The 25,340-nt window shown below is 68.9% G+C and carries 23 protein-coding genes and 1 pseudogene; 19 read left to right on the forward strand and 5 right to left on the reverse strand.

Features of this window, described 5'->3' with window-relative positions; genetic code table 11:
- Positions 1-62: 62 nt before the first annotated feature.
- The 11 genes and pseudogenes from upp (at position 63) to WS91_RS00785 (ending at position 10,481) form a co-directional block, all read left to right on the forward strand.
- Positions 63-713 carry a uracil phosphoribosyltransferase gene (upp, locus tag WS91_RS00730; protein ID WP_038753126.1) on the forward strand — a complete coding sequence of 217 codons (651 nt, stop codon included), beginning with the start codon at positions 63-65 and terminating at the stop codon, positions 711-713.
- A gap of 308 nt (positions 714-1,021) precedes the next feature.
- Positions 1,022-1,750, forward strand: coding sequence for a YebC/PmpR family DNA-binding transcriptional regulator (locus WS91_RS00735; protein WP_038753127.1), 729 nt, complete (start codon positions 1,022-1,024; stop codon positions 1,748-1,750).
- Positions 1,751-1,857: 107 nt separating this feature from the next.
- The gene (gene purD / locus WS91_RS00740) at positions 1,858-3,135 is read left to right on the forward strand and encodes a phosphoribosylamine--glycine ligase (RefSeq protein WP_059669576.1); all 1,278 of its coding nucleotides are present in this window, start codon (positions 1,858-1,860) and stop codon (positions 3,133-3,135) included.
- Positions 3,136-3,262: 127 nt separating this feature from the next.
- Positions 3,263-4,186, forward strand: a complete 924-nt coding sequence (hemF, locus tag WS91_RS00745) for an oxygen-dependent coproporphyrinogen oxidase (protein ID WP_038753131.1) — start codon at positions 3,263-3,265, stop codon at positions 4,184-4,186.
- On the forward strand, positions 4,183-4,935 hold the full coding sequence (locus WS91_RS00750; protein WP_038753133.1) for a nicotinate-nucleotide adenylyltransferase: 753 nt from the start codon (positions 4,183-4,185) through the stop codon (positions 4,933-4,935). Before hemF ends, WS91_RS00750 begins: the two co-directional genes overlap by 4 nt.
- A 4-nt stretch (positions 4,936-4,939) precedes the next feature.
- Positions 4,940-5,404, forward strand: coding sequence for a ribosome silencing factor (gene rsfS, locus WS91_RS00755; RefSeq protein WP_038753135.1), 465 nt, complete (start codon positions 4,940-4,942; stop codon positions 5,402-5,404).
- An 88-nt stretch (positions 5,405-5,492) separates the two neighbouring features.
- Positions 5,493-5,963 (forward strand): 23S rRNA (pseudouridine(1915)-N(3))-methyltransferase RlmH, encoded by a 471-nt coding sequence (gene rlmH / locus WS91_RS00760; RefSeq protein WP_038753137.1) that lies wholly within the window; start codon positions 5,493-5,495, stop codon positions 5,961-5,963.
- A 49-nt stretch (positions 5,964-6,012) separates the two neighbouring features.
- Positions 6,013-6,645 (forward strand): Maf family protein, encoded by a 633-nt coding sequence (locus tag WS91_RS00765; protein ID WP_038753139.1) that lies wholly within the window; start codon positions 6,013-6,015, stop codon positions 6,643-6,645.
- Between the two features lie 16 nt (positions 6,646-6,661).
- Positions 6,662-8,125, forward strand: a complete 1,464-nt coding sequence (gene rng / locus WS91_RS00770; protein WP_059574660.1) for a ribonuclease G — start codon at positions 6,662-6,664, stop codon at positions 8,123-8,125.
- A 249-nt stretch (positions 8,126-8,374) separates the two neighbouring features.
- A pseudogene (locus WS91_RS00780) lies at positions 8,375-8,912 on the forward strand (GNAT family N-acetyltransferase).
- 180 nt (positions 8,913-9,092) lie between these two features.
- A complete protein-coding gene (locus tag WS91_RS00785) occupies positions 9,093-10,481 on the forward strand; it encodes a nucleobase:cation symporter-2 family protein (RefSeq protein WP_038753145.1) in 1,389 nt (462 codons plus the stop codon).
- A gap of 442 nt (positions 10,482-10,923) precedes the next feature.
- Here the strand turns inward: WS91_RS00785 and WS91_RS00790 are convergent, their stop codons facing one another.
- Both WS91_RS00790 and plcR read right to left on the reverse strand, forming a co-directional pair.
- On the reverse strand, positions 10,924-12,312 hold the full coding sequence (locus tag WS91_RS00790; RefSeq protein WP_059669577.1) for a pectin acetylesterase-family hydrolase: 1,389 nt from the start codon (positions 12,310-12,312) through the stop codon (positions 10,924-10,926).
- Between the two features lie 57 nt (positions 12,313-12,369).
- Entirely contained in the window at positions 12,370-13,086 is a 717-nt protein-coding gene (plcR, locus tag WS91_RS00795) for a phospholipase C accessory protein PlcR (RefSeq protein ID WP_059669578.1), read from the reverse strand.
- Between the two features lie 961 nt (positions 13,087-14,047).
- Here plcR and WS91_RS00800 point away from each other — a divergent pair.
- A complete protein-coding gene (locus tag WS91_RS00800; RefSeq protein WP_038753150.1) occupies positions 14,048-14,563 on the forward strand; it encodes a hypothetical protein in 516 nt (171 codons plus the stop codon).
- A 144-nt stretch (positions 14,564-14,707) separates the two neighbouring features.
- Here the strand turns inward: WS91_RS00800 and WS91_RS38075 are convergent, their stop codons facing one another.
- Entirely contained in the window at positions 14,708-15,541 is an 834-nt protein-coding gene (locus WS91_RS38075; protein ID WP_231751954.1) for a hypothetical protein, read from the reverse strand.
- Between the two features lie 229 nt (positions 15,542-15,770).
- Between WS91_RS38075 and WS91_RS00805 the strand changes: the two genes are divergently transcribed.
- Positions 15,771-16,064, forward strand: a complete 294-nt coding sequence (locus tag WS91_RS00805) for a hypothetical protein (protein WP_059574666.1) — start codon at positions 15,771-15,773, stop codon at positions 16,062-16,064.
- A gap of 280 nt (positions 16,065-16,344) precedes the next feature.
- Here the strand turns inward: WS91_RS00805 and WS91_RS00810 are convergent, their stop codons facing one another.
- Positions 16,345-17,577: an MFS transporter gene (locus WS91_RS00810; RefSeq protein WP_059574668.1), complete on the reverse strand. Its 1,233-nt coding sequence runs from the start codon at positions 17,575-17,577 to the stop codon at positions 16,345-16,347.
- A gap of 109 nt (positions 17,578-17,686) precedes the next feature.
- Here WS91_RS00810 and WS91_RS00815 point away from each other — a divergent pair, with 109 nt between their 5' ends.
- From WS91_RS00815 to WS91_RS00840, 6 genes are all read left to right on the forward strand, one after another.
- Positions 17,687-18,673 carry a LysR family transcriptional regulator gene (locus WS91_RS00815; protein ID WP_052145168.1) on the forward strand — a complete coding sequence of 329 codons (987 nt, stop codon included), beginning with the start codon at positions 17,687-17,689 and terminating at the stop codon, positions 18,671-18,673.
- 152 nt (positions 18,674-18,825) lie between these two features.
- Positions 18,826-19,719: an RNA polymerase sigma-70 factor gene (locus WS91_RS00820; protein ID WP_059574670.1), complete on the forward strand. Its 894-nt coding sequence runs from the start codon at positions 18,826-18,828 to the stop codon at positions 19,717-19,719.
- Between the two features lie 466 nt (positions 19,720-20,185).
- On the forward strand, positions 20,186-20,638 hold the full coding sequence (locus tag WS91_RS00825) for a carboxymuconolactone decarboxylase family protein (protein WP_059669579.1): 453 nt from the start codon (positions 20,186-20,188) through the stop codon (positions 20,636-20,638).
- A 595-nt stretch (positions 20,639-21,233) separates the two neighbouring features.
- Positions 21,234-22,208, forward strand: a complete 975-nt coding sequence (locus WS91_RS00830) for a hypothetical protein (RefSeq protein WP_038754836.1) — start codon at positions 21,234-21,236, stop codon at positions 22,206-22,208.
- Positions 22,205-23,455: an MFS transporter gene (locus WS91_RS00835; protein ID WP_059669580.1), complete on the forward strand. Its 1,251-nt coding sequence runs from the start codon at positions 22,205-22,207 to the stop codon at positions 23,453-23,455. The genes WS91_RS00830 and WS91_RS00835 overlap by 4 nt, the downstream gene beginning before the upstream one ends.
- Before the next feature lie 267 nt (positions 23,456-23,722).
- The gene (locus tag WS91_RS00840) at positions 23,723-24,280 is read left to right on the forward strand and encodes an FUSC family protein (RefSeq protein ID WP_052145211.1); all 558 of its coding nucleotides are present in this window, start codon (positions 23,723-23,725) and stop codon (positions 24,278-24,280) included.
- 267 nt (positions 24,281-24,547) lie between these two features.
- Here the strand turns inward: WS91_RS00840 and WS91_RS00845 are convergent, their stop codons facing one another.
- A complete protein-coding gene (locus WS91_RS00845; protein WP_038754811.1) occupies positions 24,548-24,940 on the reverse strand; it encodes an RcnB family protein in 393 nt (130 codons plus the stop codon).
- Between the last annotated feature and the right edge of the window lie 400 nt (positions 24,941-25,340).

Genomic DNA, 25,340 nt, shown 5'->3' on the forward strand with positions numbered 1-25,340 from the left:
CCGCGCGCAGCCTGCCGACCCGGCACGCCCGCCGTCCCAGAATCCTTTGAGCCGCCGCTTCCATGAAACAGGACAGCCGTTTTCCGAATCTCTTCATCCTCGACCATCCGCTGATCCAGCACAAACTCACGCACATGCGCGACAAGGACACGTCGACGCGCACGTTCCGCGAGCTCCTGCGCGAAATCACGCTGCTGATGGGCTACGAGATCACCCGCAATCTTCCGATCACGACGAAGCGGGTCGAAACCCCGCTCGTCGAGGTCGACGCGCCCGTGATCGCCGGCAAGAAGCTCGCGATCGTGCCCGTGCTGCGCGCGGGCGTCGGGATGTCGGACGGCCTGCTCGAGCTGATTCCGTCGGCGCGCGTCGGCCACATCGGCGTGTACCGCGCCGACGACCACCGCCCGGTCGAATACCTGGTGCGCCTGCCCGATCTGGAAGACCGGATCTTCATCCTGTGCGATCCGATGGTCGCGACGGGCTATTCGGCCGCGCACGCGATCGACGTGCTCAAGCGCCGCGGCGTGCCGGGCGAGCGGATCATGTTCCTCGCGCTCGTCGCCGCGCCCGAAGGCGTGCAGGTGTTCCAGGACGCGCATCCGGACGTGAAGCTCTATGTCGCGTCGCTCGATTCGCACCTCGACGACCACGCGTACATCGTCCCGGGCTTGGGCGACGCGGGCGACCGCCTGTTCGGCACGAAAAACTGACGGGAAACGCCGGCGGCCGGCGCGGGCTCGTGCGTCGAGCCGAGCGCGGCCGGCCGCGCCGTGCGCACGCGGCCGTGCCCGCGCGCGGGCACGATGCGCGGCCCCGGTGCGCCGCGGTTCGCGCGCCGCGCGGCGGCCGCTCGCCCGCCGTCTGCCCGTCAAACGGCGCACCGCCGCGTGATAAAATCACGTTCCACTCGATAACGCGCGGCCCAAGCGGCATTCGCCCGCTCACGCGGCCGCCGGACTCAACGACAGACACATTGAAACGCCTGCGCGGCCTGTCGCGCTAGCGGACGGAGAAAAGTATGGCTGGTCACTCGAAATGGGCCAACATCAAGCATAAGAAGGCGGCGGCCGATGCGAAGCGCGGCAAGATCTGGACGCGCCTCATCAAGGAAATCCAGGTGGCCGCGCGCCTGGGCGGCGGCGACGCGAACTCGAACCCGCGCCTGCGTCTCGCGGTCGACAAGGCGGCCGACGCGAACATGCCGAAGGACAACGTGAAGCGCGCGATCGACCGCGGCGTCGGCGGCGCGGACGGCGCGAACTACGAAGAGATCCGCTACGAGGGCTACGGCATCGGCGGCGCGGCGATCATCGTCGACACGCTGACCGACAACCGCACCCGCACGGTCGCCGAAGTGCGCCACGCGTTCTCGAAGTTCGGCGGCAACATGGGCACCGACGGCTCGGTCGCGTTCATGTTCGATCACGTCGGCCAGTTCCTGTTCGCGCCGGGCACGTCGGAAGAAACGCTGATGGAAGCGGCGCTCGAGGCGGGCGCGAACGACGTCAACACGAACGACGACGGCTCGATCGAGGTGCTGTGCGACTGGCAGGAATTCTCGAAGGTGAAGGACGCGCTCGAAGCGGCGGGCTTGAAGGCCGAGCTCGCCGAAGTCACGATGAAGCCGCAGAACGAGATCGAGTTCACCGGCGAAGACGCAGTGAAGATGCAAAAGCTCCTGGACGCGCTCGAGAATCTCGACGACGTGCAGGAGGTCTACACGAACGCCGTCGTCATCGAGGAATGAGCGTTGCGCGGCCGCCCTTTCGCGCGAAAGACGGCCGCCGCCGTTTCTCGCGGCCGGCCCGCCTCGCGCGCGCCGGCCGCCCTATTTTCTAGTCTGCGGGGAATCCCATGAAACTACTCGTCGTCGGCTCCGGCGGCCGCGAACATGCGCTCGCCTGGAAGCTCGCCCAGTCGCCGCGCGTCCAGCTCGTCTACGTTGCGCCCGGCAACGGCGGCACCGCGCAGGACGAGCGCCTGAAGAACGTCGATCTGAGCTCGCTCGACGATCTCGCCGATTTCGCGGAATCCGAAGGCGTCGCGTTCACGCTCGTCGGCCCGGAAGCGCCGCTCGCGGCGGGCATCGTCAACCACTTCCGCGCGCGCGGCCTGAAGATCTTCGGCCCGACGAAGGAAGCGGCGCAGCTCGAGAGCTCGAAGGATTTCGCGAAGGCGTTCATGAAGCGCCACGGCATTCCGACCGCCGACTACGAAACGTTCACCGACGCGGCCGCCGCGCACGCGTACCTCGATGCGAAAGGCGCGCCGATCGTCGTGAAGGCGGACGGCCTCGCCGCGGGCAAGGGCGTCGTCGTCGCGACGACGCTGGAAGAAGCGCACGCGGCCGTCGACATGATGCTGTCCGGCAACAAGCTCGGCGACGCCGGCGCGCGCGTCGTGATCGAGGCATTCCTCGACGGCGAGGAAGCGAGCTTCATCGTGATGGTCGACGGCAAGAACGCGCTCGCGCTCGCGTCGAGCCAGGACCACAAGCGCCTGCTCGACGGCGATCGCGGCCCGAACACGGGCGGCATGGGCGCGTACTCGCCCGCGCCGATCGTCACGCCGCAGATGCACGCGCGCGTGATGCGCGAGATCGTCATGCCGACCGTGCGCGGCATGGAGAAGGACGGCATCCGCTTCACGGGCTTCCTGTACGCGGGCCTCATGATCGACCGCGACGGCAACCCGCGCACGCTCGAATTCAACTGCCGGATGGGCGACCCGGAAACGCAGCCGATCATGGCGCGCCTGAAGAGCGATTTCTCGAAGGTCGTCGAGCAGGCGATCGCGGGCACGCTCGATGCGGTCGAGCTCGAATGGGACCGCCGCACGGCGCTCGGCGTCGTGCTCGCCGCGCACGGCTACCCCGATGCGCCGAGAAAGGGCGACCGGATCAACGGCATCCCGGCCGAAACCGCGCATTCGGTGACATTCCACGCGGGCACGACGTTCGACGGCGACAAGCTCGTCACGTCGGGCGGGCGCGTGCTGTGCGTCGTCGGCCTCGCCGATTCGGTGCGCGGCGCGCAGCAGGCCGCGTACGAGGCGATCAACCAGATCACCTTCGAGGGCATGCAGTACCGCCGCGACATCGGCCACCGCGCGCTCAACCGCAAGACGGTCTGACGCGCCGCGCCGCTCCTCGCGCGCCGGCTTCCCGGCCGGCGCGCCCTCTCTTCTGCCGGGGTTCGCTAGAATGCCCGGCAGAAGCATTTTTCGACGGCATCCGTCATGCGGATGTCGCCCCACATCGATGACCGATTCGACTTACGACGTCAACCGAGTACGCGCGTATCTGCAAGGGTTGCAGACGCGCATCGCCGACGCGCTCGGCGCGTTCGACGGCACGCCGCTTTGCGCCGACGCGTGGCAGCGCGGCCCCGGCGAGCGGCTGCGCGGCGGCGGCTGCACGCGCATCGTCGAGGAAGGCAGGTTCTTCGAGCGCGCGGGCATCGGCTTTTCCGACGTCGCGGGCGACGCGCTGCCGCCGTCGGCGAGCGCCGCGCGCCCGCAGCTCGCCGGGCGCGGCTTCGAGGCGCTCGGCGTGTCGCTCGTGCTGCACCCGCGCAATCCGTACTGCCCGACCGTGCACATGAACGTGCGGATGCTGATCGCGACGAAGCCGGGCGAGGCGCCCGTGTTCTGGTTCGGCGGCGGCATGGATCTGACGCCGATTTACGGCTTCGAGGAAGACGCGCGGCACTTCCATCGCACGTGCCGCGCGGCGCTCGATCCGTTCGGCGCCGAGCTGTACCCGCGCTTCAAGAAGTGGTGCGACGACTATTTCTTCCTGAAGCATCGCAACGAGGCGCGCGGCGTCGGCGGCATCTTCTTCGACGATTTCTCGGAACTCGGCTTCGAACGCTCGTTTGAAATGCTGCAAAGCGTCGGCGACGCGTTCCTGCCGTCGTACCTGCCGATCGTCGAGCGCCGCCGCGACACGCCGTACGGCGAGCGCGAGCGCGCGTTCCAGGCGTACCGGCGCGGCCGCTACGTCGAATTCAACCTGGTGTTCGACCGCGGCACGCTGTTCGGCCTGCAAAGCGGCGGCCGCACCGAGTCGATCCTGCTGTCGATGCCGCCGACGGCGAGCTGGCGCTACGACTGGCGCCCGGAGCCGGGCACGCCGGAAGCGCGCCTCTACAGCGACTTCCTCGCGCCGCGCGACTGGGCATGAGCCGCCCCGCCACCGGCCGCGCCGCCGCCGCGAAAGGACGCGCGCCGAATCCCGACCACGCGGGCCCGCCGCCGCTGCCGCGCCGCATCGGCATGCTCGGCGGCACGTTCGACCCGATCCACGACGGCCATCTCGCGCTCGCGCGCCGCTTCGCCGACGTGCTGCGCCTGACCGAGCTCGTGCTGATGCCGGCCGGCCAGCCGTATCAGAAGCAGGATGTGTCGGCGGCCGAGCACCGGCTCGCGATGACGCGCGCCGCGGCGGGCTCGCTCGTGCTGCCGGGCGTCGCCGTGAGCGTCGCGACCGACGAGATCGAGCACGCCGGGCCGACCTACACCGTCGAGACGCTCGCGCGCTGGCGCGAGCAGCTCGGCGCCGACGCGTCGCTGTCGCTGCTGATCGGCGCCGACCAGCTCGTGCGCCTCGACACGTGGCGCGACTGGCGCCGGCTCTTCGACTTCGCGCACGTGTGCGCGGCGACGCGGCCGGGCTTCGACTTCGCGGCGGCGTCGCCCGCCGTCGCGGCCGAGATCGCGAGCCGGCAGGCCGGCGCCGACGTGCTGCAGGCGACGCCCGCCGGGCGCCTCTTGATCGACACGACGCTTTCGCTCGACGTCGCCGCGACCGACATCCGCGCGCACCTGCGCGAATGCATCGCGCGCCGCGCGCGGGTGCCCGACGCGTCGGCCGAGCACGTGCCCGCCGCCGTGTGGGCCTATATTCTCCAACATCGTCTCTACCACCCCTGATTCCATGGATATCCGCAAACTCCAGCGCGTGATCGTCGACGCTCTCGAAGACGTCAAGGCGCAAGACATCAAAGTGTTCAACACGAGCCACCTGACCGAGCTGTTCGACCGCGTGATCGTCGCGTCCGGCACGTCGAACCGGCAAACGAAGGCGCTCGCGTCGAACGTGCGCGACAAGGTCAAGGAAGCGGGCGGCGACGTCGTCAGCTCCGAGGGCGAGGACACGGGCGAATGGGTGCTCGTCGACTGCGGCGACGCCGTCGTCCACATCCTGCAGCCGGCGCTGCGCCAGTACTACAACCTCGAGGAGATCTGGGGCGACAAGCCCGTGCGGATGAAGCTCGGCGGCGTGGCGGCGAACGCGCGCGGCGCGCGCGCGGCCGACGGCGCCGACGAGGACGAATCCGACGACGACGAGGCGCCCGCCGAGCGCCCGGCGCGCAAGACGACGGCCGCGCGCCGCCGCTGACGCGCCGTTTCGTCGCGCCTGTCGGCTTTCTCGCCGTCACCGCCTTCGTCGCTTTCTTTTTTTCATCGTTTTCATTGCTTTCGCCGCCATGAAACTGCACATCGTCGCGGTCGGCCACAAGATGCCCGGCTGGATCGCGACCGGCTTCGACGAATACGCGAAGCGGATGCCGCCCGAGCTCAGGATCGAGCTGCGCGAAGTGAAGCCCGAGCTGCGCTCGGGCTCGCGCACGGCCGAGAGCGTGATGGCCGCCGAGAAGCAGCGGATCGAGGCCGCGCTGCCGAAGCACGCGCGCGTCGTCGCGCTCGACGAGCGCGGCCGCGACTGGACCACGATGCAGCTCGCGCAGGCGCTTCCCGCATGGCAGCAGGACGGCCGCGACGTCGCGTTCGTGATCGGCGGCGCCGACGGGCTCGATCCGGAGCTCAAGTCGCGCGCCGAGCTGCTGCTGCGCGTGTCGAGCCTCACGCTGCCGCACGGCATGGTTCGCGTGCTGCTCGCCGAGCAGCTTTACCGGGCGTGGAGCATCACGCAGAATCACCCTTACCATCGCGCGTAGCGGCCGTCGTCCCGACGCGCCGCACGTGTCCATCGAGACAACCCAGAAGATGCCCGACCGCGCCGCCGCCCCGTCCTATCCGTTCGTCTACCTCGCCTCGCAAAGCCCCCGCCGCCGCGAACTGCTCGACCAGCTCGGCGTGCGCTACGTGCTGCTCGCGCCCGCGCCGCACGAGGACGCCGAAGCGCTCGAAGCCGAGCTGCCGGGCGAGACGCCCGACCATTACGTGCTGCGCGTGTGCGTCGCGAAGGCGGCGGCGGCGCGCGCGCGGCTCATCGCGGGCGGCAAGCCGGCCGCGCCCGTGCTCGTCGCCGACACGACGGTCACGATCGACGGCGCGATCCTCGGCAAGCCCGCCGACGCCGCGGACGCGCTCGCGATGCTCGCGCGCCTCGCCGGCCGCACGCACGAAGTGCTGACGGCGCTCGCGGTGATCGACGCGACGGGCGAGCTGATGCCGCCCGCGCTGTCGCGCTCCGAAGTCCGCTTCGCGCCCGCGACGCGCGACGCGCTCGAGCGCTACGTCGAAACCGGCGAGCCGTTCGGCAAGGCGGGCGCGTACGCGATCCAGGGACGCGCCGCGGAATTCGTCGAGCGAATCGACGGCTCCCATTCAGGTATCATGGGTCTGCCCCTTTTTGAGACCGCGGCGCTGCTGCGCGCGGCGCACGTCGCCTTCTGAACCGCCCCATCGCACCATGAACGAAGAGATCCTGATCAACATCACGCCGCAGGAAACGCGGGTCGCGCTCGTCCAACAAGGCGCGGTGCAGGAGCTTCACGTCGAGCGCACGCTGTCGCGCGGACGCGTCGGCAACATCTATCTCGGCAAGGTCGTGCGCGTGCTGCCCGGCATGCAGTCGGCATTCATCGACATCGGGCTCGAGCGCGCGGCGTTCCTGCACGTCGCCGACATCTGGCAGCCGCGCGCGGCCGACGCGCCCGTCGCCGTGCACCAGCCGATCGAGAAGATCGTGTTCGAGGGGCAGACGCTGATGGTCCAGGTGATCAAGGACCCGATCGGCACGAAGGGCGCGCGGCTGTCGACGCAGATCAGCATCGCGGGCCGCACGCTCGTCTACCTGCCGCAGGAGCCGCACATCGGCATCTCGCAGAAGATCGAGAGCGAAACCGAGCGCGAAGCGGTGCGCGCGCGGCTGACCTCGGTGATTCCGGCCGACGAGAAAGGCGGCTACATCGTGCGCACGATCGCCGAGGACGCGACGCCCGACGAGCTCGCCGCCGACGTCGCGTACCTGCGCAAGACCTGGGCGACGATCGTCGCGCAAGGCCAGCGCTTGCCGCCGACGAGCCTGCTGTATCAGGATCTCGATCTCGCGCAGCGCGTGCTGCGCGATTTCGCGAACGACGACACCACGCGCATCCAGGTCGATTCGCGCGAGACGCACCAGCGGCTCGTGGATTTCGCGGCCGAATTCACGCCGGCCGTGAGCCCGAAGCTGCACCACTACACGGGCGAGCGGCCGCTCTTCGATCTGTACAACATCGAGACGGAGATCCAGCGTGCGCTGTCGCGCCGCGTCGATCTGAAATCGGGCGGCTACCTGATGATCGACCAGACGGAAGCGATGACGACGATCGACGTAAACACGGGCGGCTACGTGGGCGCGCGCAACTTCGACGACACGATCTTCAAGACGAACCTCGAAGCGGCGCACACGATCGCGCGGCAGTTGCGGCTGCGCAATCTCGGCGGGATCATCATCATCGATTTCATCGACATGGAGAACGCCGAGCATCGCGACGCGGTGCTCGCCGAGCTGAAGAAGGCGCTCGCGCGCGACCGCACGCGCGTGACGGTGAACGGCTTCTCGCAGCTGGGGCTCGTCGAGATGACGCGCAAGCGCACGCGCGAGTCGCTCGCGCACGTGCTGTGCGAGCCTTGCCCGACGTGCCAGGGCAAGGGCCAGGTGAAGACCTCGCGCACCGTGTGCTACGACGTCCTGCGCGAGATCCTGCGCGAGTCGCGCCAGTTCAATCCGCGCGAGTTTCGCGTGATCGCGTCGCAGCAGGTGATCGACCTCTTTCTCGACGAGGAGTCGCAGCATCTCGCGATGCTGATCGATTTCATCGGCAAGCCGGTGTCGTTGCAGGTGGAGTCGAATTTGAGCCAAGAGCAATACGACATCGTGCTGATGTAGATTCATCCGGCGTCATACGGGCGCCTGTCGATCCCGAATGCGCGCTGCGTCGCGACGACGGAGCCCGCCGTCCAGCGCGGGTTCGAACGCGCAAGCGCAAGCACGAGCTTGCTAGCGGATTCGTCGTCGATCCGGACGGCGGCGGTCCGATCGCCGCGCCGCCGCCGGCATTGATCGGCACGGCAGCCGCATGCTCGCCCGGCGCGCAATCGCCAGGGGCGGCGCATCGACATCCGAGGCCCATTCAAGGTGAGAATCGAACGCGCCCCGCACTTGGATTACCCCGGCGTATCGCTTCGTCAGCTCGAACGCACGGACGCGAACGCTTGGTATGCGTATTTGAAGCTCCCTCATGTCGTCGAGCACACGAGCTGGAACTTGCGCGCGAAGAACGATCTGCTGCCGCTGTTCGACGGTTACGACGCCACCTCGGCCGAATCGACCCGGCGTCTCGCGACGCGTCGACGATCGCACGCAGGAATTGATCGGCACGATAGGCTTTCACTCGATTTCGAAAGTGACCCGGACTGCCGAGATCGCTTATGACCTCTGTCCGTCGCATTGGGGAAAAGGCATCGCGCGCGCGGCGTGCGCATCCGTCACCGCGTGGTCGTTCGGCCACTGCGGCTTTGTCCGCGTGCCGGGGACGGTGTTGAAAAGCAACGCGCGATCGGCGCGCGTGCTCATCGCCTGCGGGTATCGTCACGAGGGGCTGCTCCGCTCCTATCGCATCGTGCGAGGCGCCCCGGCGGACTTTGCGCTCTATTCGCGACTGGCAATCGATTAGCAATCGCCGGTCGCGCTGCGTGGCAACTGCAATGCAACCGGGATACAACCGCGATGCAAGAGCGCACGCCCTCGGCACGCGCCCTCCCGGAAGGGCTGTCAGCCGGAAGCCTTTCCGGGAGGGCGCGGTCGGGCCTTCCGTTAAAATCCCGCACTTTCCACCCGGACCGGCACTTTCGCCATGCAACCCGCCCCGCTCGCTCAACCCGCTTCCCCCGGCGCCGACGACGCCGAATCCGTCCAAGACCTCGTCTACGGCCCCGACGATCGCCCCGCGCCGGCGGTCGCCTTCGTCGCCGCGCTGCAGCACCTGCTCGCGATCCTGGTGCCCATCGTCACGCCCGGCCTGCTGATCTGCCAAGCGCTCGGCGTCGCGAGCCGCGACACCACGCTCATCGTGTCGATGTCGCTCGTGATCTCCGGCATCGCCACATTCGTCCAGTGCAAACGCTTCGGCCCGCTCGGCGCGGGTCTGCTCATCGTCCAGGGCACGAGCTTCAACTTCGTCGGCCCGCTCATCGCCGGCGGCGGCCTGATGGTCAAGCAGGGCGCGCCCGTCGAGACGGTAATGGCCGCGATCTTCGGCGTCGTCATCGCCGGCTCGTTCGTCGAGATGGCCGTGTCCCGCGTCCTGCCCTTCGTCAAGCGCCTCATCACGCCGCTCGTCACCGGCATCGTCGTGCTGCTGATCGGCCTCACGCTCATCAAGGTCGGCCTCGTCAGCATGGGCGGCGGCTACGGCGCGATCGCCAAGGGCAGCTTCGGCAGCATCCAGAACCTGACTCTGTCCGGCCTCGTCCTCGGCACCATCATCCTGCTCAACCGGGTGCCCGTCGTCTGGGTGCGCAGCACCGCGCTCGTCATCGCGCTCGCCATCGGCTATCTCGCGGCGGCCGCGATGGGCCGTCTCGATTTCACCGGCGCGCGCGAAGCCGCGCTCTTCCAGATCCCGACACCGCTGCACTTCGGCCTCGGCTTCTCGTGGTCGCTTTTCGTGCCGATGCTGATCATCTATCTCGTCACGTCGCTCGAAGCGATCGGCGACGTCACCGCCACCAGCAAGATTTCCCGGCAGCCCGTCGAGGGCGCGCTGTGGATGCGACGCATCAAGGGCGGCGTGCTCGTCAACGGCGCCAATTCGCTGCTGGCCGGCGTCTTCAACACGTTCCCCAGCTCCGTGTTCGCACAGAACAACGGCGTGATCCAGCTCACCGGCATCGCGAGCCGCCATGTCGGCATCTGGATCGCAGGCATGCTCGTGCTGCTCGGCCTCTTCCCCGTCGTCGCCGGCGTCCTGCAGGCCGTGCCCGAGCCCGTGCTCGGCGGCGCCGCGATGGTGATGTTCGGCGCGGTCGCCGCGTCCGGCATCAACATCCTCGCCGGCATCCGGCTGGACCGCCGCGCGCTGCTGATCATCGCCGTCTCGCTCGCGCTCGGCCTCGGCGTGTCGCAAGTGCCGGAGATCCTGACGAGCCTGCCGCACGCGCTGAAGAACGTGCTGGAATCGGGCGTCGCCACGGGCGGCATCTGCGCGCTCGTGATGAACTGGTTCCTGCCCGAGAAGAAATGACGCGCCGACGAAGCGCTCGATGCAATAGCGGCGGCTCGCGGGCCGCCGCCGAGCGTGGAAAGGCGCGCGTCCGTCGCCGCGCCACATCCGTGCGTCGACATGTCATCGCCGAATCGGCGTCCGAACGCGTCGCCAATCGCCTGATGGCCCACTGCCCCGCCTCCCGCTCGTCTCGCCACGACGGCTCGCGCGAACGCCTCGCGTGAAACGCCGACAACCGCCGAATCGCGCAGGATTCACCACACGTCCGCGCGGCGCGTCACACATCGCGGCGATTCGGCGATTCGGCGATTCGGCGAGTCAGTGAGTCAGCGAGTCAGCGAGTCAGCGAGTCGATGATCCGGCGATCCAACTGCTTGCGTGCGGCGCTCGAGCGCATTCGAAACGCCACGGCGCCTGCGGCCATCGCACGCTTCACGACGCCGACTTGCGCATCGCACGCTCACGCCCGATGCCCCGAGATCGGCCCCGCCTCGCCGGTCAGGTTGAAGATGCTGTCGATCCACGCGAGGAATGTCGACAACGTGAAATCCGACCACTGCTCGGTGCGATACGCCTTCATCACGGGCGTATCCGCCGGGTCCCGCTGATTGAGCAGATCGGCGACGAACGTCCCGACGTCCGCGTCGATGCCGCTCTCGTGGATGCCCGATCCCGTGAAGCTGACCGCCGTCACCTGATGGTTGCCGATGAAGTCGTCGCGCGCCCACGGCATGAAATAGCCGAAGTTCGGCAGCGCATTGAGCACCTCCTTCAAGTTGCTCAGCTCCTGATCGAACATCGCGAGCGACAGTTCGTCCTTGGCCGCGTCGTCCGGCGCCGCAATCACCGCGGACACGAACGGGCGGTAATGGTAGGCCGCGATGATCTTGTCGCGCCGGTACGTCGTGAAGCCGAAGCGGTCGTGCGGATAGGTCGCCGACAACGCTGCGTACGCGCTGCCCATGTTACCGGGATCGAAGTTGCGGGTCAGCCGGCTGTTGATCGTGATCATGCCGTCCGGCGCCGTCATCCCCCACTCGTCGCGCACCTTGTCGTATAGCCCGACGGACGGATGCGTCGCCGGATCGGCGCCGAAGCGCGTAAAAAAGACGGTGCCCGCGTCGTCGAGCAGCGAGCTGTGCATCTGCGGCCGCAACGTGTTGCGCAGCGTCGCATAGTTGCCGAGCGTGCCGTAGCCGCCCGCGCTCGTGCCGTACACGAGCAGCCGGTTCGGCTGGCCGAATCCGTGGTCGACGAGCCACTGCGCGACCACCCGCATGTTCTTCAGTCCGTTGTAATGCTGAATCCGCCAGTCGCCCGACGGCGACGTGTAGCTGCGCACCGCACTGCCCATGTGAATATCGCCCGTGCAGTACGGAACGAACACCTGGGTCCAATCCTGCGTTTCCACCTTCGGCTCGCCGACGAGGATATGCGCGAGATCCATTCGCGTCATCAACGGCGACAGGAACGACGTCTTCAGGCTCTGCTGCACGGTGCCGTTCACGTAGTTCCGCGGAACGCCGCCGGGATTGAGCGCGCCCAGCCCCGCCTGCGAGCCGGCCGCCGTTTCGGTGCAGGTGCCGTGATCCCAGCATGCGCCGCCGGGCTCCATCATAAGGAGCAGGCTGTCCGACTGCGCGCGATTGACGTAGAAGCGCATCGGCGTGCCGTTGCCGCACGACGCGCCGCTGCTTTCCGGCAGCGTCACTTCGTACCACGAATAATAGGGAATCGACGAATCCTGCATCGCCGCGCTCGCGGCATGCCCGTCGAGGGTCGCGAGGCTCAGCAGGCCGGCGCCGCAGACGCGTTTGACGCATTCGAGAACGGACATTCGCTCCTCCATCTCTATCGATCGTTTTTTTTCGCCGCCACGGCGCACGGTCACGAGCGCGCGGCTCGCTCAACGGGTGTCGGGACGGGACGACTGGTCGAACAGCTGAACGCGCAGCGCCTGCAGACGCTGCGCGATGACGGCCTGTTGCTGGCCGGGATCGGAAATGCTCGCCTGCACCTGCATGACGATGTCGCGGCTCTGCTGCGCATAGGCCTGATAGCGCGGGTCCTGCGCGGGCGACGGGCCGACGGTCCGCCGCGCATAGGCATCCCACTGCTGCCGCATCGCCTGGATGGCCGCGCTGCGCGTCGCGGAATCCGCCGTCGTGTCGGCAACCAGCGCGACGCCAATCGCCTCGGCCTGCACCGGGACAATTTCGTTGCGCGCAACATGCTCGGGCAATTCCGCAAGAATCTGATGGGCCAATCGGGCTCTTTGCGCAACCGGCATGCTGTTCCTGCCTTCGCCGTATGCGGCGACCCGATCTCGGAAGCGAGCGAATGCAACGATGCGCTGCACCTGCGCTTCCGCGTCCGCGCGGCCCGCAAGACTCTTTCGCAGTGCGACGAGATCCAGCTTGCGCTCAGCGGGGCCGGCGTCGGCGAGCATTTCGCTCGGCGTCGCGCCCGCGGACGGTTCGACCCGTTCGCTCGGCGTCGCACCGGATTGCGCGGGCCAAGCGGCGGCGGCCGGCGACGGCATCACGTATCGCCATACCGCAACAGCGGCACCGATCATCGTCAACAGCGATACCGTTCGCCAAAGCGTTTTCGATTTTTTCACGGCGTCTCCTGATCGGGCCGTCGCGACACTTCACAGTTTGCTTTCGAGTAGGTTCTATGTCGAAACATACCCGTGGTCAAAGCGCGCGCTAGAAGGTATCCACTAGCCGCAAAACACGCATCGAACGCTCGCATTGCCTGCATTTCCTGACATATCGCGTCGCCGGGGCGCGCGCCGCTTTACGGGCGGGTGTCGGCCATCGGGTTTCCGTCGATGAATGGTGGTGCGTGGTACGTGATGTGTGCGGTCGACGGCTGTCGACGTTCGGTGTCCAAACGAAATGAGCGAACGTCGCGCCGATGGAGCGCAACGATTCGCCGCGATGTTTCGAAAGCGTGGCCAACGGCGCGCGGAACGTCTTCCTCCGCGCGGTCGAATCGATCGGTGCGCCCATCGACATGGCCCGCAGCGCCGGTCATACGCCAGTCATACGCGCAATGACGATCCGACATTCGGCGCGAACGGACGCTCGTTGTCGTTCAGGCGGAACGGCGACATGATGCACGCGACGCAGTCGTACACGTGCGCCGGCCCTGCGTTCACGTCGATCGCGCATCTCACCGGCATCACGCCGACGATCGTGAACTCGACGCCGTTCCCTTCGCGCTGACGGCGGCGCGGTGTATTCCGTGACCGGAACCGGTGCAAACATGGGCATCGACAAGCAAGCGGCCGCGACACGCAGCAAGGCCGCCTTCGATACGCCGGACGCGGGCGCGAAGACGCACGACATCCCGATGTCGAACGACGAGGTGGGCTGAGTGTCGATTCAATCGACGTCCAGTTCACTCGTCGCGTCCGGGCCCGTCGCGATCGCGAATCTGAACGGCCGCTGTCGATATGTGCGGGGGCTCGGCGCGCGACGCCGTGCGGCTATTCGATCGACAATTTGCGCGTGCGGGGACAGCGAAGGCGTGATGCGCGCGGCGGCACGGGCGGACGATTACCGGAGGCATTGGTTATGAAACGAGCCATCGAAATCCTCGATCTGATTCTGAAAGTGCTGTCGTGCATCGCCATTCTCGTCGCAGGCGGATGGGCGGCATGGATTTTCTGGCTCGGCGGTTCGACAGACTGGCAGAACAACATCACGCTCGACACGCAGGTGCTGCCCTATCACGACAACCTCCGCCTGCTCGTGATCCATGCAAAGTCGAAAAACCCGCGCAACAGCACTTTCGCGTTGACCAGCAGCAACAAAGACACGTACCAGTTGCGCGTACGCAAACTGCCCGTGGATGCGAAAGCCGGAACCGTGTTTCACGAGGACGAAGGAGAACTTGTCGCGAGCGCAAACTTGCTGGAACGCGCAGGCGACAGTTACGAGTTCCTGCCCAATGCCGAAATGGACGATATGCAGGCCGTCGTCCTGCCGGCCGGCAGCATGGTTTCGGTGATTGCAGAAATGAAGATTCATGCAGGTACATATAACTCCGACGAAAATTCCACGTCGGCTATCGTTCGCATCGCACCGTGAGCCGACGCGATGCACCCTGTTGCGCCCTGATGCGTCCTGATGCGCCCTAACCGCCCGAGCGCATGCAAGGTCGCCCCCAAGAGCGAGCGCGCGCGTATCGGCCGACGTTTCGAGCGCCGCCGCGATGCAGTTCCGCCGACAACGTCACATTTCGCAACGGCGTTGAAGAAAAGCGCGCGCATCCGCCAACCATCGCGCGTCGACCGCGACCCGAGCCTGTCCGGTCAGGCTCGACATCCGCGCGTTCATCGAGCGTCGAATCACCGTCCGCCGATGCGCACCGGCCCGTTCCGCCATGATCCGTGTCGCTACCGGGATCGGCATTGCCCGTCTCGCGCGCCGATTGTCGGGCGCGGCATCGACATCGAACGGCCTCCGCTTCACAGCCGCGCTGCCGCCGCGGATCGACGAGTCGCTAGGGTCGAGCAAACGATCGTCGCCGCCTTTCGGCGGACGCTCTTCGCTCAACTCGAGCAGCCCGTCTTCGCGGCTCGGTGCGGAGCCGATCGTCGTGCGCGTCGGCAGATCAGGCGAATCGCGCGTCGGCCCAGGCGCGCGGCGCGTTCGGTGTTCGGTGTTCGGTGTTCGGTGTTCGGTGTTCGGTGTTCGGTGTTCGGTGCTCGGTGCTCGGTGCTCGGTGCTCGGTGCTCGGTGCTCGGTGCTCGGTGTTCGCCATGCGCCGAACTGGCGAAATTCGTGGATCAACCGCCACCGGATGCGCCGCCAGACGCCGCGCCGGAACTGCCAGACAACGCCATCGACACGGGCTGCACGCCGCCCGTCGCGCCGGTCGGACTCGAATCGGCGTTCGAGCCGCCCGGCTTCGAGCAGGATGCCATTGCCATTGCCATTGCCATCGCCATCGCCAATCCGGCCGTCGTTACCCCAACGGCAACCGCATGCCATACGCTTCGAGAAAATTCGGGTTGCATAGCCCCTCCCGCAGTGAGCGAATCCATCGCGCAGCAGGCGATGCACCGCGCATCCCGGCCGCAGCCGCGTGGCGAACCGTCATCGGCCCATCGGCCGCCTGCTGCACGCTCGCGGCCGCCCGCAACGTGCTCGCGCCAGCCGCGGCGTCGCCCCGCACGCTGCGCCGCACCCGCCGCCGCGCCCCGCATCGCCTAGAATTTCCTTCAAAGGACAACAACGAAAGACGGCCGCGCGACTGGCGCCAGATGCGCCGAACGCGGCCCAGGAGACAGCCATGTCCGAATCGCCACTCCCGTCTCGACACGTCGATTACGAAAGCTTCGAGATCCACGTGTCGCCGGCCCCGACGCAGGCCGACGCAAACCGCTACACGTACGCCGGCTACGTGTGCCACCCGGGCGCCGATCCGGCGCTGCCCGGTCACACCGTGCCGTTCCATGCGGACGGCGAAGAGAGCTTCCGCAGCGCCGACGAGGCGTTCCACGAGGCGGTGTCGATCGGCCGCAGCATCGTCGACGGCACGCATCCGGATCTGTCGGTGCTGTCGCTCGTCACGCACGGTTATTGATACCGCGATGTCGCGCGACGAGCCGTGCGGAGTCGGCGACGTCGCGATACTTGCGGCCGCGATGGCGACGGCGGCCAGCATCCGGCGTCTGAGCCCGGCTCCGGCCACGCAACGTCGAGCCGACCGACAACGCGCCGCATCTCGGCACGCCGACGCCGCAGCGGAACGGCACGCTGAAGCATGTCCGGCTCGTCCGGCTGTGCGCGGCCGAACGCCTGACGCGTCGACAAAAAAACGAGACGGCTCGCGAGCCTGCGCTCGCGCGCGCCCGATTCGCGCGTCATCTGAGCACGGGCGCCCCCGCCGCGCGTGCGCTCGTGCGCGGCGCGGCCACGTATCGCCGCGAGATCCCCAATGCAATCAGCGCGGCGACCGTCAGCGCCGCAGACGCCGGTGCGAGCCGGCCCACGCCCCACGTGTCCGCGACCCGCCCGCCGAGCGCCGAGCCGAGCGAGATGCCGGCGAAGATCCCCGACGAATTGAGTGCGAGCGCCATCGCACGGTAATTCGGCTCGAGACCCACGACGCGCCGCAACTGCGACGGATAGAACAGATCCTGCATCAAAGCCCAGAGCGCGAGCAGCGCGAGCGCCGCCGCGAATCGCGCGCCGCCGGCGAAGCCCGCCGTCGCGAGCGCGGCCATGCCCCCGAACACCGTGAACACCACGAGCATCGCGCCCATCGCCGCGCCGAGCAGCGAATCGGCCGACCAGCGGCGCGCCACGCGCTGCGCGACGAGATTGCCGAGCACGCCCGTCACGCCGAACACGAGGAGCGCGAACGCGCCGTCGCCCGGGCTCGCGCCGAAGCGCCGATGCAGCAGCGGCAGGATCAGCGTGTACGTGCAGAAGAACGCGCCCGTCTGCAGCACGACGACGGCGAGGCCCGCCGCCGTCGCGGGACGCGCGAGCAACGCAAGCAGCCCGCCCGGGCGCATCCGCTCGCCGCGCGACGCGTCGCGAACCGTGCAGGCGATCCATGCGGCGCTGCCGAGCGCGACGGCGGCGAGCCAGCCGAATGTCTCGCGCCAACCGAGCGCCTGCGCGACCCAGGCCGACAGCGGCGCGCTGACGACGCTCGATAACGTCACGCCGACGAACACAATCGCGAGCGCCTTGCCCTGCCGCTCGGCCGGCGCGAGCCCGGCGCCGATCGCGGTCGCGACGGGGCTCACCGCGCCCGCGCCGACGCCCGCGACGATCCGCGTCGCGAACAGCCAGCCGAAGCCCGGCGCGAACGCGCCGGCGAGCGTCGCGAGCGACGTCGTCAGCAGGCCGGCGATCAGGACACCGCGCCGCCGCCGATGCCCGATCAGCATCTGCAGCATCGGCGCGCCGAGCGCGAACGCGATCGAGAACGCCGCCATCAACAGCGCCGCGCGCCCCGGCGCGATCCGCCAGTCGGCGGCGAGCGACGGCAGCGCGCCCACCACGCCGTACGACATGCTGCCCATCGCGAAATTCGCGCTGGCGAGCGCGCGCAGCGCGTGACGCTCGGGTTCGTGTGTCTTCATCGAATCCCCTTCAAATGTCCCGATCGCGGCCACCGAAGCCGCGCTTGGCGACAGTCTGCGCACCCTGTTGGTATATTTGAAATCGATTCTTCGTATTGGAGCCATTCACATGGGAAATACGTCGACCGAATGGCGCGGCGCCGATCTCGCGCTGCTCGCCGCCCTCGACGTGCTGCTCGAAGAGGCGAACGTGACCCGCGCGGCCGCGCGGCTGCATCTGAGCCAGCCGGCGCTGTCCGCGCAACTGGCGCGCCTGCGCGAGCTGATCGGCGATCCGCTGCTGCTGCCCGCGAAGAACGGCCGCGGGATGGTGCCGACCGCGCGGGCGCTCGCGCTGCGCGGCCCGTTGCGCGGCGCGCTGCGCGAGCTGCGGACCGCGCTGCGTCACGGCGCGGCGTTCGATCCGTCCACCGACGAACGCACGTTCCAGATCGTCGCGAGCGACAACGGCTTCGTGATGGCCGGTCTCGATCTCGTGCGGCGCGTCGCGACGCGCGCGCCGGGCGTGCGTCTCGCGTTCCGCAACCTGCCCGCCGACGCCGCGGGTGCGATGCTCGAGCGCGGCGAGGCCGATCTGCTGATCGCCGCCGATTTCTCGGTGCCGCGCACGACGGTCGCGCGCCCGCTGCTGCAGGAACGATATGTGATGGCGCAGCGCAAGGGACATCCGCGCGGGCTCGCGCCGCCCGACCTCGACGCATACTGCGCGCTTCGTCACGTGATCGTGTCGGGCGACGGCGGCGGTTTTCACGGCTTCATGGACGACCGCCTGCGCGCGCTGGGGCGCTCGCGGGCCGTCGCGGTGTCGGTCCAGCAGTACCATCTCGCGCCGCTCGTGCTCGAAGCGACCGACTACGTGTGCGCGCTGCCCGAGCGCTTCCTGATGCGCTTCGCCAAGCGGCTCGATCTGCTGCCGCTGCCGGTCGAAGTCGAAGGCTTCAAGCTGGCCGCCGCATGGCATCCGCGTCTGCAAGCCGATCCCGCGCACCGCTGGCTGCGCGACGAGCTGTTCGCCGTCGTTCGGCAGCGCACGGGCGAGCCGGAGCCGGAGCCAGCCCCGGAATCGGGCGGCGGCGCGCGGACGACCAAGCCTTGAGCGCCGCGCGCCCGTCGCCGGATGCGCTCCGTCCCCCGACAAACGGCCAAGCGCCGGGCTTCGGCGCATCGCCCCGCTCGCCGCTGTCACAAAAACGCGGCCCGCCCCGTCTTGGTGGGATGGACCGTTAGCCATTCAAGCCCCCTACGAACATCACCGAAACCTTCCGACCGAAGCCGTCCGACGAACCGTTCACCACGCTGCGCCCGCGCCTCTTCTCGATCGCGTACCGGATGCTCGGCACGCGCGCCGACGCCGAGGACGTGCTGCAGGACGCATGGCTGCGCTGGCACCAAGCGGATCACGGCGCGCTCGACTCGGCCGAGGCGTGGCTCGTCACCGTCGTCACCCGGCTGTCGATCGACCGGCTGCGCGCCGCGAAGGCACAGCGCGACGCGTATGTCGGCTGGTGGCTCCCCGAACCGCTCGTCGACGTCGACGAGCGCACGCCCGAGACCGCGGCAGAGTTCGCCGACGATCTGTCGGTCGCGCTGCTGTGGGTGCTCGAGCGGCTGTCGCCCGAGGAACGCGCGGCGTTCCTGCTGCGTCAGGCGTTCGAGCGCGACTACGCGGAAATCGCGCAACTGCTCGACAAGAGCGAGGCCGCCTGCCGGCAGCTCGTTCATCGCGCGTCGACGCGCGTGCAGCAGGCGCACCGGCGCTTCGACGTGTCGCGCGATCGGCACCGGCAGCTCGTCGAGCGCTTCGCGCAGGCCGCGGCGAGCGGCGAGCGCGGCGCGATCCAGGCGCTCCTCGCCGACGACGTCGAGCTCGTCGGCGACGGCGGCGGCAAGGTGCCGTCGTTCTTCAAGGTGCTGCGCGGCGCGCTCCGGATCGCGAATCTGTACTGGGTCGTCGGCCGGCGTAACGTCGGGCGCATCGAATACCGCCTCGTGCAAATCAACGGCGAGCCGGGCCTGCTGCGCTTCATCGACGGGCAGATCGAGTCGGCGCAGGCGTTCGTCACCGACGGCGCGCGAATCGTCGCGATCTACGCGGTGCGCAACCCGGACAAGCTTGCGCATATCCCGACACGCGACGCGTGAACGCTGCCGGGGGGCGCGCGGCGGCCCGCGTCTGTGCGCGATGTCGCGCGGCGAATCGCGCGTCGCCGCCGCGGCGCCGCGTGCCGCCGCGCGCGCTGCGCGACGGCTCATTGCGTTACGGCTCGGCTTCACTGCTTAGTTCGCTGTCGAACGGTTTGGCTTGATTCGATTCGACGCGCCTGACTTGGCCTGACTTGGCCTGACTTGGCTCGGTTTGGCTTGGTTGGCTCGACTCGACTCGACTCGAATCGACTTGGCTCGGCTCCGCTCGGCTCGACTCATAGCCAGCATGGTATGGCACGCCTCGAAGACCATCCCATCGTCCAAACGGCCATCGATTTCGACCCGCGCCGAGCCGCACCGCCCCTCTCTCCAGCAAAAAGTCTGTCACAAACGCGCGCCGCGACGCGTCTTGTAGGCGAGAGGGCCGCATCGGGCGGCCCCCGCCTTCAAGAGGAAACCGATCATGGCGCACGCCCCCCGTCTTCCGTACCCGAAGCTCGCGTCGAAATCGTTCAACGCGCTGCTCCATCTGTCCGAAACCGTGTGGAGCGGCTCGCTCGACAAGCGGCTCGTCGATCTCGTGTTCCTGCGCGTGTCGCAGATCAACGGTTGCGCGTACTGCATCGACATGCACTGGCGCGATCTCGTGCGCCTCGGCGTCGACCAGCGGCACCTGAACGCGGTCGCCGGCTGGCGCGAGGCGCCGTTCTTCGACGCACGCGAGCGCGCCGCGCTGCAATGGGCGGAAAGCGTCGCGCGAATTCCGCGCACGGACCCGAGCGACCCGGCGTTTGCCGAGCTACAGGCGCACTTCTCCGACGCCGAGATCGCCGAGCTCGGCTTCGCGATCGCGACCATCAATGCATGGAACCTGCTCAACGTCAGCTTCAGGAATCCGATTCCGGAAGCGGTGTGAGCGGACGTCAGGGGCCGGTCGTCGCGCCGCAAGGGCGACGACCGCCTCGCGGCGTTCCGGCGTTCCGGCGTTCCGGCGTTCCGGCGTTCCGGCGTTCCGGCGTTCGACGTTCGACGTTCGACGTTCGACGTTCGACGTTCGACGTTCGACGTTCGACGTTCGACGTTCGACGTTCGACGTTCGGCAGTTGGTGCCCGCCGCCTGGTTCCGGGTTCCGTCGTATCGGCCAGTAATCGCCGCGACGCCTCGGCCCCGCCGAATGCCGAGCCTCGCGACCGCCGTATCGAGAGCGGCCGCCGCCTCGCGCCCCGCCCGCGAAAAATCCCTCGGCGGGGCGAGGCAAAAGACATCGAAAAACAAAAAGCCGAATGCGAATCACCCGCCGTTCGCCATCCGCCGATCGCCGCCGCCCATCCGTCCCCCGCCCCACCACCGCCCGCACGGGCGTACCATTCGATTCGAACGCCGCGCGCCGTTTCCCCGGCACGTATTCCTCACAGGTTAAACTCTGTCCTCCCGCGATGCCCTCGGGGCGTCAGCCATCATCGACAGCGACCGCCCGCGCGGCCTGCCCCAGTTCATGGAGTATTTCTTGATGAGCGGCGGATTCCCGCGTCCTGCCTTCCGTCTCCCCAGTCCCGTCGCCACTGCGGCTCCCGTCGTCCTCGCCACGCTTGCGCTGTCCGGTTGCGCGCTGTTCCGCGCGCCGCAGGCGCCCGCGCCCGTCGTCGAGGCGGTCGCCGTGCCCGTCGAGCCGGCGAGCGAGCCCGTCGCGGCCCCGGAGCCCGCGAGCGCGCCCGAGCCGGCCGAGGCCGCGCCGCCGAAGAAGCCGCACCACGAAGCCGCGCCGCCGAAGAAGCCGGCGCGCGCCGCGCCGCCGCCTCCCGTGCCCGCGTCTGCGCCCGCGCCGCTCGTGACGACGCGCGCGATCGAGCGCGGCCAGGTGCACGCGCTGCTCGACAGCGAAGTGCGGCGCAGCGGCAAGGTGATCGGCCGCGCGGTCGACATGACGGCCGACGCGAACGGCGCGCCGCGCGAAATGCTCGTGAACCTGCAGGGCTTCATGGGCGTCGGCGATCGCAAGGTGAGCTTCCCGTGGAAGCTGTTCCGCTTCACGCCGGGCGGCAGGCAAGAGCCGATCGTCCTCGACATGCCGGCGGCCGCGCAACTGCCGCCCGCCGACCGCCCGAGAACGGTGCCGCTCACGGGCTCGACGCAGGCGGGCGCCGAGCCCGGCCAGATGCGCATCATCGACGCGGACGTCGAACGCCCGAACGGCGCGAAGATCGGCCGCGTCGTCGACGTGCTGATCGGCCGCGACGCGCAGCCGCAGGCGGTCGTGCTCGACGTCGGCGGCCTCGTCGATCCGGACCGGCACACGATCGCCGCGAACTGGTCGGCGCTGCGCTTCGCGCCGAAGAACAAATCGCTGCGCGCGCTGCTCGATCTGAGCGACGCGCAGCTCAAGGCGTCGCCGCCCTATGCCGGCGACAAGCCGATCCTCGCCGTCTCGCCGGCCGTGGCCCCTGCGGCCGCGCCGGCCGCCGCTCAAGCAGGGGCGAAACGATGACGCTCCGGCATGCGGTCAGCGCGCGTAGCCTGCGCGCCCTCGACTGGCTCAACTTCTTCGTCGCAAACGTGCAAACGGGCTTCGGTCCGTTCATCGCGTCGTATCTGGCTTCGCACAAGTGGACGCAGGGCGAGATCGGCATGGTGCTGTCGATCGGCACGATCAGCGCGATGGTGAGCCAGGTGCCGGGCGGCGCGGCCGTCGACGCGCTGAAGAACAAGAAAGGCGCGGCGGCCTGGGCGATCGCCGCGATCATCCTGTCCGCGGTGCTGCTCGCCACGAGCCCGACCATCGTGCCCGTGATCGCGGCCGAGGTGTTCCACGGCTTCGCGAGCTGCATGCTCGTGCCGGCAATGGCGGCAATCTCGTTCGCGCTCGTCGGCCGCGAGAACCTCGGCGACCGGCTCGGCCGCAACGCCCGCTGGGCGTCGCTCGGCAGCGCGGTCGCGGCGGGCCTGATGGGGCTCACGGGCGAGTACTTCTCCGCGCGCGCGGTGTTCTGGCTGACGGCGGCGCTCGCGCTGCCAGCGCTCGTCGCGCTCGCGATGATCGAGCCGACGCACCATCACCACCACGCGGCCGCGCCGCGCGACGGCACCGACGACGAGGAAGAGCGCGAAACGCTGCGCGAGTTGCTGCGCGACAAGCGGATGCTGATCTTCGCCGCGTGCGTCGTGCTGTTCCACCTGTCGAACGCGGCGATGCTGAACCTCGCGGCGGGCGAAGTGACGGCGGGCATGGGCGAGAACGTGCAGCTCGTGATCGCCGCGTGCATCATCGTGCCGCAGGCGATCGTCGCGATGCTCTCGCCCTGGGTCGGCCGCTCGGCGCAGCGCTGGGGGCGCCGGCCGATCCTGCTGCTCGGCTTCGCCGCGCTGCCGCTGCGCGCGCTGTTGTTCGCGGGCGTCTCGAGCCCATACCTGCTCGTGCCGGTGCAGATGCTCGACGGCATCAGCGCCGCCGTGTTCGGCGTGATGCTGCCGCTCGTCGCCGCCGACGTCGCGGGCGGCAAGGGGCGCTACAACCTGTGCATCGGGCTCTTCGGACTGGCGGCCGGCGTCGGCGCAACGCTCAGTACCGCGCTCGCCGGCTTCGCGGCCGACCACTTCGGCAACGCGACGAGCTTCTTCGGACTCGCCGCCGCGGGCGCGCTCGCGACGCTGCTCGTCTGGTTCGCGATGCCCGAGACGCGCGACGCGGCGTTCGTCGACGACGCCGAGCGCCCGAGCGCCGAGCCGGCGCAGTAACGCGGCGGGCGATGTCGCGCGCGACGGCCGGCCGACCGACGACAGACACGACGACGAGCGCGAACGAACGCGACGACAGACATGGGGCCGCACGATGCTCGATGTGGCCGCGACGCGCACGGTGCGCCCGCCGCAGCCGCCGAAACGGCGACGCGTCGCCGTTTCGGCGCGCACGTGACGGCGGGGCGGCGATCGATGCGCGCCGCCGCCCGCGCGCGCCGACCGTGCGGCAGTCGCTGCTGATTCCCCGATCCCTGCATGAACCCGATGGAAACGATCAAAGCATTCAACGACGCGCGCCGGCAGATCCAGGAATCGGTGCTCGACCTGTTCAAGGGCCTTTCGCTCAAGGAACGCCTGCTGCAAGGCTTGCTGATGGCGGTGCAGGCCGCGAGCGGCGCGTGCCTCGCCTACGGAATCGGCCGCGCGCTGCACACCGAGCAGGCCGTGTGGGCGGCGATCACCGCGATCGCGGTCACGCAGCACAACTACACGGACACGATCAGCCTGTCGCGCGACCAGTTCATCGGCGCGATGGTGGGCGGCCTGATCGGCTTCGCGGGCGCGGCGACGGGCGCCGGCCACTTCGTCGCGTACGCGGTGACGATCGTGGCCGCGATCGTCTGCTGCTGGTGTCTGAACGTCGGCAGCGCGGCGCGGCTCGGCGCGATCACCGCGACGATCGTGCTGCTGTTCCCGGGCGAAGGCCCGCTGTGGGACATCCCGCTCGTGCGGCTCGGCGAGGTGACGCTCGGCACCGCGTGCGCGATGGCGGTCGGCTGGACGATGTCGCAAATCGAGCGGCGCTGGTTCGCCAAAAGCTGAAGCCGCGACGGGAAACCCAAAATGGGCCGCCGCGCGCACGGAAATGACGGCGCGGCACGAGGCCGCATCGGCTCGCATCGCGCGGCAACCTGACGGATGCCCGCCCCGATGCCGCGCTGGTGCCGCGCTGGTGCCGCAACGAAGCCGCAATGGAGCTGCCAGTCCGATCCCGAGCCGCCCGGAACCGGAACGTGCGCGGCGCTCGCCCCGCCCGCCCCGTGTGGATCGCGCGAAGGCCCGCGTGCGGCGCGCCGCGCGCCGGCCGGCTTACGGCCCGATCTGCAGGATGACGCCCGTCGAAATGCGCACGAGCAGATAATCGCCGCCGATCCCGACCCAGTGATAGCCGCGCGGCGGCGGCGACAGGCGGTAGCCGCGCCAGTCGTCGATCACGTACTGGCGGTCCCGGTATTCGTCAGGCAGACGATCGCCGCGACGCCATGCGGCGTTTTCGTCGCCGCGATGCTCGCCGGGACGCGGGCCGCCTTGATCGCCGCGCTCGCCGTGATTGCCATGATCGCGGCCGTAATGCTTGCCGGGAGGCGGCCCATGACGCTCATCGCCCGGCCCGCCCGGGCCGTGCGGTTGAGCGACGGCGAGCGACGACACGAGCGCGCCGGCGGCGACCATCGAAATCCACAACATGCGATGTGCTTTCATCGAATCTCTCCGTGAAAAGGCGCAACCGGCCGTTGGCGCCGGGGCGCATAGAAAAAGGTAGCACATCGCGGCTGATCCGCCCGGAATTGCGGGTCGTGATGAAAAATAACGTGAGGCGCCGCAAACCGCGTACGATTCGGCCATGCGGCTGCCGTTGCGGGCCGCCCGATCGTTCTTTCGCCCCCGCCTTCCGCGCATCCGGACAATCAGGCCCTCCGATTCCTCGGGGCCACCGCCTCGCTTGCCCCGCTCGATCCGCTCGTCCATTCGATCCGCCCATCCAGCTCGATGCGCCGCGGCCTCGTGAGCCGCCCCACGCGGCGAGCCGCGCCCCCGCTTGCGCGACATCGCGGGCCGCCACGCGCCGCGCGGGTATACTCGCGCTCACTCTCAACACCCG

The sequence above is a fragment of the Burkholderia sp. MSMB1498 genome, assembly GCF_001526245.1.
Lineage (GTDB): Bacteria > Pseudomonadota > Gammaproteobacteria > Burkholderiales > Burkholderiaceae > Burkholderia > Burkholderia savannae.